The organism is Methanomicrobium sp. (assembly GCF_055145805.1).
Map to the genome: position 1 here is coordinate 1 of NZ_JBSREC010000007.1, position 10,243 is coordinate 10,243.

Consider the following 10,243-nt stretch of genomic DNA (forward strand, 5'->3'; position numbering starts at 1 on the left):
CAGTCGATCTCGTCATAGGAGTGGGCGTGAATATCTGAAACTGCCTTCCTGAAAGATTGTTTTTCAATAAAAAATCTTTAGTCTCTTTCGCCTCTTTATCACCTTCACCGGGATGACCCGCAATTATATAGGGAATTACATATTTCCTGAGATTTTCTTCCTTTTTTATTCGGTTAAATCTCTTTAAAAAATATTCAAATACTTCCCTTCTGGGTTTTTTCATATATTTAAGAACAGAATCAGACCCGGATTCTGGTGCAATCTTCATCTGACCGGAGATATTATTCTTCATAACTTCCCTTAAGAATCCTTCATCCAGAATACATGGGTCAAACCGGAGTCCGGAATTTATCTGTACATTTTTAACCTTCGGAATATTTTTAGCATCCTTTAAAAGTTTAAGATACTCTCCTGTTCCGGAAATGAGATGTTTACAACCTTCTCCATCCTTTAAACAGTCATTTTTTATGCATCCTCCGGTGCGGCATGATGATGCATACATGTTTGCAGAAGGGCCCCCTATATCAGAAATTGTGCCTGAAAAACCCTTTTTACCGGCGATCTTTTCAATCTCACCCAATACTGACTCTCTGCTTCTGGAAACAACTCTTTTTCCCTGATGCATTGATATTGCACAGAAAGAGCAGTCACCATAACATCCCCTGTGCGATGTAACTGAGGTTTTAATCATATCAAATGCCGGAACATTTTTGAATCGCGGATGAATTTTTCGCTCAAAATCCAGGGAATAGATCTCATCAAGTTCCTTTTGACTTATCTGCATACATGGATTCTGAACAAGATATCTTGTATCCTGTTTCTGGACAACAATTCTTCTGTCACAATTCTCCTCAAAAAGAACCTGTGCTTTTGCAAACGATTTTTTGTCTCCCAAAACCTCATCAAAGGAAGGAAGCAGTACATAATCCTCAAGACCTTCTATATCTTTTCTGATAACAACAGAATTCTCTACTGTCAGTTCTGAAAAAGGAATGCCTTTCTCTATTGCCTGAACTGTTCTTAAAAGAGGATACTCCCCCATCCCGTACAGAAGCACCTGCGCCTTTGAATCAAATAAAAGACTTTTCTTAACCTTATCCGACCAGAAATCATAATGCGCAATCCTGCGAAGTGAAGCCTCAATACCCCCGATTATTATCGGAGCATCTTTGCAGACACTTCTTATCTGGTTACAGTAAACGCTTATGCAGCGGTCAGGTCTTATCCGGTATCGTTTCTTATCACCGATGCTTGAAAAATACGGGTTTTTATCTTCACAGAAGAGATCTTCCTTTCGCGGTATTTTTGCGGAAGTGTAGTTTAAAACCATCGAGTCCATCTGCCCGCCGGATACTGCGAATGCAATCCTCGGAATACCAAGTTTTAGAAAACTCTCAGGGTCTTTCCATTTGGGCTGAGAAATGATACCTACCCTATATCCGTTTTTTTCAAGGAATCTTCCCAGAATTGCCATAGCAAATGACGGGTGATCCACATAGGCATCAGGCGTTACGATAATTACATCGCAACAGTCCCACCCTCTTTTTTTAAGATCATCCTGTGTAGTCGGCAGAAACATAATTTATATTGTACTCTTTGCTTTGCAGAAATTTATTATAATTGTATCAACATTGCAAAATTAACAAAAATAATCCTTTTTGATTTTTTTCAATCAGATTAATTCAGTCAATTTCTGTTACCTTTTAATTATTTATTCAGGCTGTATTTTTTCACAATCTTTATTAACAGTTTCATGGAAACTAATTACCAGTAAAATCTGGATGTTTTATTATGAAAATTGGAATTATTGGAGGTACAGGCGATATTGGTGAAGGTCTTGCCCTTCGTATCTCGGACAAACATGAAATTATTCTCGGGTCACGTGAGCCTTCAAGAGCAATAGAATCAGCAAAAAATATTGTAAATCTCCTAAAAGAGCGCGGAATGGAGAGCAACTGCCGCGGGACAACCAATGATGAAGCTGTAAAAGAGGCAGATATTGTGGTGATATCTCTGCCCTTCCAGCATGTAAAATCAACTCTTGCCGGGATAAATCCTGAATATTTTAAGAATAAGATTGTTATCTCGCCGGTTAATCCAATGATCAGAAAAGACAGCTGTTTCTTATATAATCCACCGGAAGAAGGTTCTGCTGCACTTGCAATCAAAAAGATGCTTCCCGAATCAGCCAGACTTGTAACAGCATTCAACAATATTGCTGCACGTAAATGGGCAATGCTTGATGTGGTTCTGGATTATACAGTAGCTGTAACCAGCGATGATCAGGAAGCAAAAAAAGAGGTAATGTTATTCGTTGCACAAATTTCCAAACTTCAGCCTGTTGATGCAGGCACGCTTGATGTAGCATGTATTGTTGAGAGTCTGACACCACTTACAATAAATATCGCTCAAAATAATAAATTAAAAGATCTCAGTATCTATATGAAATAAATTAATTTTATAGATTAGAATTATCAAACACTTTTTACCAGTTTTTTGCGCATTTGAAAATAAATTACTAAATTTCTTAAATTTTTTATCCAGACAATATTCTATTGTTCTCTGAGATAACTTAAAAAAAGCAAAATTCAGATTATAATTGAATTTTTTTATAGAGATTAACCATTTATAAAAGATCTATCTGTCAGAACTTAGATTCCTATAGATTTTATATATATGAAGATTAAATATTCTTGGTCAAAAGTAGTTTCTAAATTATAAAATATAACTGACTACAATGACAGGAAGCAGAAAATATGTCGAAAATAAACCCATTTGAGATGGCCCAGCAGCAGTTTATGGATTGTGCTAATATACTCAACCTTGAACAGAGCGTCATTAACATTCTTATGCAGCCAAAAAGGCAGATTCAGGTCTCAATACCTGTAAAGATGGATGATGGCACCACCCGTGTATTTCAGGGATTCCGTGTTCAGTACAACAATGCACTTGGCCCATATAAGGGAGGAATTCGTTTCCACCCCGATGAGACAATTGATACAGTCCGTGCACTTTCTGCATGGATGACCTGGAAATGTTCTGTTCTCAATCTGCCATTAGGTGGTGGAAAGGGAGGCATCATATGCAATCCTAAAGAGATGTCCGAGGGCGAACTGGAACGTTTAAGCCGCGGATATGTCCGTGCACTCTGGCAGAATATGTGCCCTGAAACAGATGTTCCTGCACCTGATGTTTACACCAATAGTCAGATTATGGCATGGATGATGGATGAATATTCCGTAATTCAGGGAAAAAATCAGTTTGGTCTTCTTACCGGAAAGCCAATTATTCTAGGTGGTTCACTTGGCCGCAATGATGCAACTGCAAGGGGCGGAATGTATACACTCCGTGAAGCCGCAAAGGAACTTGACATTGATCTCTCCAAAGCAAAAATTGCAATATTAGGTTTTGGAAACGCAGGTGTATATGCAGCAACTCTTGCACAGGAATTGTTTGGATCAACAATTGTTGCAGTCACAGACTCAAAAGGTGGTATTTATGATGAAAACGGTCTTGACATTGATGCAGTCGTAAAACACAAGGCTCAAACCCGTTCTGTTACCGGATATAAAGAATTGAAGACCCTTACAAACAATGATGTCCTTTCTCTTCCTGTTGATATTATCGTTGCAGCAGCACCCGAAGAGGGAGCAATCAATGCAAATGTTGCAGCAAACATCAAAGCAAAAGTCATTTGTGAACTTGCAAATGGTCCTACCACACCTGAAGGTGATGTCATTCTCCATAAGAACGGTGTTCATGTAATTCCGGATTTCCTCTGCAATGCAGGCGGAGTTACTGTTTCATATTATGAGATGGTTCAGAACATGTACATGCACTACTGGACAATAGAGGAGATTTATGAAAAGCTTGACAATGCAATGACAAATTCATATCATAATGTCCTTTCAGCATCTAAAGAATATAATATAAACATGCGTCAGGCAGCATATGTTGTTGCAGTCAAACGTGTTGTTGAAGCAATGAAAATTCGCGGCTGGGTATAACTCTGCCAATAATTTTTTCTTTATTAATTTAAAAATGCAATCTTCGTTTTTTTGGAAATATTTCAGATTATTTGGCTCTGTAGAAAACTGATTCACATTTTTCAACCAACATGTTGTGCAGAAAACCGGATGAAAAACTTATGAAGAATAGTGAAATAGGGGATTTCTTTTAAGCTCAAAAATTCTCTGATTAAAAATTAAATCTCCAAAAGCTCACAGAAATCACGATCATCAACACCTATCTCTTCTTTTAGAATAATAAGTGAAAGATGCTGATGCTGATTGAATTTCTTTTTTGAGAATATTGATAAACGAAGAGGCACTCTTGATTCTTTTATTATCTCCTGAGAGATTTTCACAAGATTGATGTACCTGTTCTACAACATTTATTTGAGAACTTCGCGTTTATTTATGGTTAATAAAAATAGAATTCCTGTACAATCGATCTTTCGGTCGCTATTTTGCAGGAGAATTTCTACAAAGTCAATTATTTACAATTTATTAATCAAATATTAATAATAAAATATATGATCTAAAAAAGAGAAATTATTTGTTGTCTATCTGACTTAGAATATTTTCCATTACCTTGTCAACATGCTGCCAGGTAACTTTATTCTGGTCTGATCCTTCACGGCGGACAATGAAAGGTTTTCCCTCATCACCTGCTTTTCTCATATCAGGATCAAGCGGAATGTCTCCAAGGTAAGGGACTTTAAGCTCTTCTGCCGCTTTTTCTCCACCACCCATTCCAAAAAGATCAATCTTATCACCACAATGCGGGCAGATAAGGCCACTCATATTCTCGATTATTCCAAGAACTTTTATATCCAGTTTTTCGACAAATTTAACAGACTTGGAAGAATCCAGAATTGCTACTTCCTGTGGTGTTGTAACAATTACTGCACCGGCAATGTTAGGTGCAAGCTGTGCAACTGATAATGCTTCATCACCTGTTCCCGGAGGAAGATCAACAACAAGGAAATCAAGCGCACCCCAGTTTACATCTTCAAGAAACTGGCGAATCGCATTATTTTTCATTGCACCACGCCAGATGACAGGACTGGTTGTATCAGGAAGCAAAAAAGCCATTGAGACAACACCCAGATTTCCCATAACCATTACAGGGTCAATGTGCTTGCCATCCATTGAGGAAAGTTTTTCCTTATCAATACCAAGCATCTTTGGAATATTCGGGCCATGAATATCTACATCTGCAATACCGGTTTTATATCCCTTATTTGCAAGAGACATTGCCAGATTTGTGGCAACAGTACTCTTGCCAACACCACCTTTTCCACTGAGAACCAGTATAACATTCTTTACATCCATCTCAACTTTGGGTGCAAGACCCGAGGCTTCTTTTTTTGGATCATTACAGCTGGCAGCTGAGGCACATCCGCTGCAGTTGCCGTCACATTCAGTATTTGGTTTTTCTTCGACCATTTTTATCTCTCCAATATAAGTAAATATACAGATTTGTCTGTAGAATATTCAGAATTATTTAAGATAAATGTATCAATTGTATCACCAATTCTCTTTTTAATAAAAGACGTCAATAGACGATATCAAATTGGCAATTACGGCATAATATTTGTAATTAGACCATTATTTTTTCAAATCAGGTATTACACTCCCTTTAAAATGTATATGATTTTCCGCATACTTTTTGTAAGAATTGAATATTATCTCCCCGGTTTTTTTCAAATCCACCACAAAATAATTATTTTTAATATGTATACTTAAATTAAATATTTTTCAAAAAAGTGAAGCACAATGTACTTCAGCATAATAAAAATGTCTTATACTGCAAGAAAATACAGGGAATTCTGGAACAAAACAAAAGAAGAATCCTCCCTGTACTCTTTATTCAGTGAACTTTTTTACAAAGAATTAAAAAAGGAGAAGAAATTTAATTTCCGTCCGGAATTTGAATCATGTTATCCGTCTTTTTTTGCGGTATCAGAAAAAAAGCCGGATGACAATTCAGAAAAATGGAAGATTATTTCAAACGAATATGAACCATATTTCAATAAAAGATGAATTTGATTTTTAAATAAGATTCAACGCCGACGGATATTCAGATCATAAGGTTACATATTCATATGGTAAAAATATAGAATACAGTTCAATAGAATGTATGGGAAGAATGAAAATTACCGATACTTTAAAGTTTAAAAGTGCTCTTTTTTACGAGATGGGAGATTTAAGAGTATTTGGAACATGAATTATTTTAATAAAAGATTTTCTATAAATTGTGAATTGTACTGATGATTTTCTTCTTTTTAAAATCATTGGGAACATTTATTTCTTCTTATACACTGGCATACATCACAGATTGTCACCGAACCTTCTCCGGTAATTACTCCTTCAGCCCATGCTTCAATAATATCATTGAGATCATTTGAGATGCTTATATCTCCCATACCTCTTTTTTTACTTATATACTGTGAAACAGCGGCACGTGACATTCCCATCCACCTTGCAACTTTCGCCTGAGGGATTCCCTTATCTACAACAAGACGAAATACAAGCTCTGCTCTTATCTGAGGAAGATAAACACGAACAATCTCATCGCAGGTCATTATATCGCACAAGAAAGGTCTCATGTTGATACCATTTCCGGTACATCATCAGAGCCTGAAACTTTATTTTTTTGATATAATACCTGCCTGGCATCCCTGAAATTGAACTTTTCTATTATAAGTCCGCTCTCCTTTAAACGCTTTAATGCATATCTGATTGTTCGCGGAGCTATCTCTGCCTCAACTGTCATATCTTTAAAGGTCTTTGGTTTTCCGTCATCAAGAATACGCAGTACGACTTTCGCCGATGGTGGAAGACGCAACTTGTTAACGCTGTTAACGACTGGCATAGTTTATATTGTTAACACTGTTAACATATATAGTTTCCGCCAGACACCAATTCAGCAGAATGGCATCTTTATTAAAAATAAAGCTCATCAAGGTGTTTTTTACAACATCTATTTTAAAAAAGCAAATTTTTTATTATTAGAAATTATTCAAAATGACATAATAACCAAAATGCTAAAATCAGATTGAAATATCAAAATTTAATATAGAGAAAAAATTACACAAAAAAAATTAAAACCCAATATAACCCGATTAACAATATTCCTTTAAAATTCCTTTGTATATTTCAACTGTTTTCTTTAGGTTTTCAACAGAAACCCTCTCATCAATTCCATGTATGGTTTTGATATCCCCGGGACCGTATTCAATTACATTAAAACCCATATCCCTCAGATACCTTGCATCACTTGCCGCCCACTGAACAATCGGGTATGATATCTCGCCATAAACCTTTTCAATTTCCCTGCATGCTGTTTTTACAATCTTTGATTCAGAATCAGTAAATGTCGGGCCACAAAACTCAAATGTGGTCATCTTTGCAGAAGGGTTATTTTCGTGCATCTCTTTCTGGGTTCTATTGACATCACAACCCCACGGAATTCTCATCTCAAGATTAAGAGAGCATCTCTGTGCGACAATATTTATCTCCTCTCCGCCGCAGATCATGCCGGGATTATATGTGATCTTTCTCAATACCTGATCCGCATCATCAATCCCAAAAATATCTGATAATACAAGAGAAGATCTCATTATAATTTCTTCAAGATTTTCTTCATTTACAAATTCTCTTAAATTGAGCATTTTTATATATGAAAGAAATTCAACCGAACTCATTATAGCGCTTTTACCAACTTTTGGATAAAGCGAGCCATGTCCAGGTTCTCCTGAAAAATCAAATTTAGCTCTTAAAAGCCCTTTCTGACCAATTGCAGGATTAAGATACGGTGTCGGTTCGGCAATGATGCAGTCACAGGGACGGCTTATCAGCCCTTTCTTGAGAAGATATTGGATTCCGGCATCCCCTCCATTCTCTTCATCGCACACAAAACAGAGATTGCATGAGGGTGTAATGCCTTTTTCAATAATATCTGACACTGCACACAGTATTGCAGCGCATCCGCCTTTCATATCGGTCGAACCCCTGCCAAATACATAACCTCCGGAAATTTCACCTGAAAAAGGATCTCTTTCCCAGCCCTCATTTAATGCAGGCACAACGTCCAGATGACCCATAAGCATCAGGGGTAATTTATCAAAATCAGTGAAAAGATTGCACCGGCCGGCTCCGTCGTCAGTTACTTTAAAGGGAATTCCAAGACTTTTTAGAACATTCCCAATATAATCCGTGACCTCTGTGGTTTTACCAGGGGGATTTTCGCTTTTAATCTTTACAAGATCAGAGCAGACTTCAGATACTTTCATATGCTTACTTTTTTGTGCTTAAAAATTCTTTAAACAAAATATCAAGTGATCCGCCCTGATACATGCTCTTTATAAGTTTCTGATCGAAAAATTCCTCAATCCACAGGTTAAAAGAATTGACCGGCGTCGGCTGGTTGCTGGAGGGATCAATTACTATTCTAAAACTCCTGTACCCGCAAGATGTTGAATTGTCATATATAACTCTCCACAGGTAAGGAAGAGAATCAAATTTTTCACGATGATTAACCTTTAACCAGTTGATAAATTCAGGGAATAATGCCCGGTCACCCTTCTGTTCCTCATCTATACGCCAGCGCATATATTCCTGATTCATCTTGTTTCTAATATTATGATAATTATAGGATAAAATACACACAGAGAAATCTATGTGAGCAAGAGAATCCATAAAGTAAAAATACAATACCTGGTTAAAATCCCCTACGGATTCAAGAACAAGTGATTTTGAGTATAATCTGTCAATTACGCCACAGTACTCATTTTTTTCCTGCATCATGATAATCTATTAACTCATATTGCAAAAAAATATTTGTAAGTATGCACAGTTTTTAAAAAAATTATTTGAAGTAGGGTTCGCGTCTGCTTACAGCAATTTTAAAGAGTTCTTCAAGTTCGGCACCATGTTTGCCCTTAATATTTAAGTGGTTGTCATGCCGGAGAAGACAGGGCTTTAATTCCCCGTCGGATGTTACTCTCAGACGATTGCAAAAAGCACAGAACTCATTATTATGCATTGGACGTACAATTTCAACTTCAGCACCCTCTATACAGTATTTTTTCCGGTGGTGCATTCTTCTTGTGATTATAGTCTTAGATCTGTTTTTAAGATCTTCTTCCAAAGAACTGACCTGACTTTTTTCATTTTTGTCATCCAGATCCATCAGTTCAATAAACTGAAGAATAATATCTTTTTTACCACGCACATATGATATAAAATCCTCAATTTCATCATCATTACACCCTTTAAGGAGAACGACGTTTAATTTTACAGGAGTTAAGCCCGCCTTTACTGACGCATCTATCCCGTCAAGAACAAGGGACAGATAATCCTTACCACTGACCTCCCTGTATTTATCAGAATTTAAACTGTCAATACTGATATTAACCCTTGAAAGTCCTGCGTCCTTTAAATCCTGTGCAATTGGTGCGAGAAGAGTCCCGTTTGTAGTCATGGATGCCTCCATCGAAGGAGGCACGGCACGAATAATATCTACAATATCTTTTCGGAGTGTTGGTTCACCACCGGTGAATTTTACACTGTTCATATTTAATTTTGCGGCCGTCTTTAATATTTCAGAGATATCATCAAGAGTCATCTCTTCTTTGGGAGATACCTCACCCTCTCTGTGACAATATTTGCAATTAAGATTGCATTTTGAAGTAAGACTGAGTCTTATATTAGTAACCGGTCTGTTATAGCCGTCCTTCAGAAACATTTGAGAATCCTTTGAAATTTTTAGCGACAATATAAACCTCGGTGCTGCCCTTTCTTGTCGCCCTTGTTCGGTGAACCTTAACCCCGTAGAAATTGTCCCTCGCCATATCCAGAACTTCCTTAAACATATCTCCCTGAAAAGCCTTTACTACAAAATTACCTCCGGGTTTTAAAACAAGAATTGCGAATTTAAGAGCCTCCTCAGATAATCCCATAGCTCTTGCCTGGTCATAGGATTTATGTCCTGATAGTTTGGGAGATGCATCACATAAAACTACATTTACAAGATCCAGGTGTGAGAGAATCTGTCCCTGAACTTTTTCAGTTGTAATATCACCCCTTATTGTAATCACATTTTCAAGAGGAGTAATATGATTCAGATCAACACCTATCACCAGACCTTCAGTCATACCCCGGATTACCTGCGACCAGCTTCCCGGTGCGGCACCCAGGTCCACAATATTATCATCTTCTCTTATAATCCCAAATTT

Annotated in this window: 12 protein-coding genes; 3 read left to right on the forward strand and 9 right to left on the reverse strand. The window is 37.1% G+C overall.

The annotated features are described in order from the left end of the window. On the reverse strand, positions 1–1,579 hold a 1,579-nt coding region (locus ACTB1O_RS00460), incomplete at its 3' end, for a YgiQ family radical SAM protein (RefSeq protein ID WP_462993172.1). A 212-nt stretch (positions 1,580–1,791) separates the two neighbouring features. Between ACTB1O_RS00460 and npdG the strand changes: the two genes are divergently transcribed. After that, entirely contained in the window at positions 1,792–2,451 is a 660-nt protein-coding gene (gene npdG, locus ACTB1O_RS00465; protein ID WP_462993173.1) for an NADPH-dependent F420 reductase, read from the forward strand. 305 nt (positions 2,452–2,756) lie between these two features. Then, positions 2,757–4,007: a Glu/Leu/Phe/Val family dehydrogenase gene (locus tag ACTB1O_RS00470; RefSeq protein ID WP_462993174.1), complete on the forward strand. Its 1,251-nt coding sequence runs from the start codon at positions 2,757–2,759 to the stop codon at positions 4,005–4,007. Positions 4,008–4,204: 197 nt separating this feature from the next. Here the strand turns inward: ACTB1O_RS00470 and ACTB1O_RS00475 are convergent, their stop codons facing one another. Beyond that, a complete protein-coding gene (locus ACTB1O_RS00475) occupies positions 4,205–4,366 on the reverse strand; it encodes a hypothetical protein (protein WP_462993175.1) in 162 nt (53 codons plus the stop codon). 187 nt (positions 4,367–4,553) lie between these two features. Next, positions 4,554–5,450, reverse strand: a complete 897-nt coding sequence (locus tag ACTB1O_RS00480) for an Mrp/NBP35 family ATP-binding protein (protein ID WP_462993176.1) — start codon at positions 5,448–5,450, stop codon at positions 4,554–4,556. A 351-nt stretch (positions 5,451–5,801) separates the two neighbouring features. Between ACTB1O_RS00480 and ACTB1O_RS00485 the strand changes: the two genes are divergently transcribed. Beyond that, positions 5,802–6,047, forward strand: a complete 246-nt coding sequence (locus ACTB1O_RS00485; RefSeq protein ID WP_462993177.1) for a hypothetical protein — start codon at positions 5,802–5,804, stop codon at positions 6,045–6,047. Positions 6,048–6,295: 248 nt separating this feature from the next. Here the strand turns inward: ACTB1O_RS00485 and ACTB1O_RS00490 are convergent, their stop codons facing one another. From ACTB1O_RS00490 to ACTB1O_RS00515, 6 genes are all read right to left on the reverse strand, one after another. Beyond that, positions 6,296–6,589, reverse strand: coding sequence for a transcriptional regulator (locus ACTB1O_RS00490; RefSeq protein WP_462993178.1), 294 nt, complete (start codon positions 6,587–6,589; stop codon positions 6,296–6,298). 20 nt (positions 6,590–6,609) lie between these two features. Further along, on the reverse strand, positions 6,610–6,879 hold the full coding sequence (locus ACTB1O_RS00495) for a hypothetical protein (protein WP_462993179.1): 270 nt from the start codon (positions 6,877–6,879) through the stop codon (positions 6,610–6,612). 250 nt (positions 6,880–7,129) lie between these two features. Beyond that, on the reverse strand, positions 7,130–8,299 hold the full coding sequence (locus ACTB1O_RS00500; RefSeq protein ID WP_462993180.1) for a M20 family metallopeptidase: 1,170 nt from the start codon (positions 8,297–8,299) through the stop codon (positions 7,130–7,132). Between the two features lie 4 nt (positions 8,300–8,303). After that, entirely contained in the window at positions 8,304–8,813 is a 510-nt protein-coding gene (locus ACTB1O_RS00505) for a hypothetical protein (RefSeq protein ID WP_462993181.1), read from the reverse strand. Positions 8,814–8,874: 61 nt separating this feature from the next. After that, entirely contained in the window at positions 8,875–9,753 is an 879-nt protein-coding gene (gene moaA / locus ACTB1O_RS00510) for a GTP 3',8-cyclase MoaA (RefSeq protein WP_462993182.1), read from the reverse strand. Continuing rightward, the coding region (locus ACTB1O_RS00515; RefSeq protein ID WP_462993183.1) for an SAM-dependent methyltransferase at positions 9,731–10,243 on the reverse strand (513 nt) is incomplete at its 5' end. The genes moaA and ACTB1O_RS00515, both read right to left, overlap by 23 nt.